The sequence below is a fragment of the Saezia sanguinis genome (genome assembly GCF_003991585.1).
In the GTDB taxonomy this organism is placed as follows: domain Bacteria; phylum Pseudomonadota; class Gammaproteobacteria; order Burkholderiales; family Burkholderiaceae_C; genus Saezia; species Saezia sanguinis.
This window is the reverse complement of the sequence record NZ_PQSP01000227.1, coordinates 1-234: the sequence shown is the minus strand read 5'-3', so window position 1 is coordinate 234 and position 234 is coordinate 1. Positions and strand designations below refer to the sequence as shown.

Annotated in this window: 1 protein-coding gene; it reads right to left on the bottom strand. The window is 72.2% G+C overall.

Translation table 11 applies throughout. From position 1 onward, the window contains the following. The coding region (locus CUZ56_RS15605; protein WP_148113792.1) for an MFS transporter at positions 1 to 234 on the bottom strand (234 nt) is incomplete at both ends.

Below are 234 nucleotides of genomic sequence, written 5' to 3'. Positions count from 1 at the left end.
GCCGGCGGAGAAGCCCTGGGCGAGGCGGACCAGGACTAGCAGGATGGGGGCGAGGATGCCGACTGCGGAACTGGTGGGCAGCAGGCCGAGGATGCCGCAGGCCACGCCCATGCTGACAACGGTGATGACGAGGGCGTGGCGGCGGCCGCGGCGGTCGCCGAGGCGGCCGAAGAAGATGCCGCCGAGGGGGCGGGCTACGTAGGCGACACCGAAGACGGCGAGGGTCGACAGGAT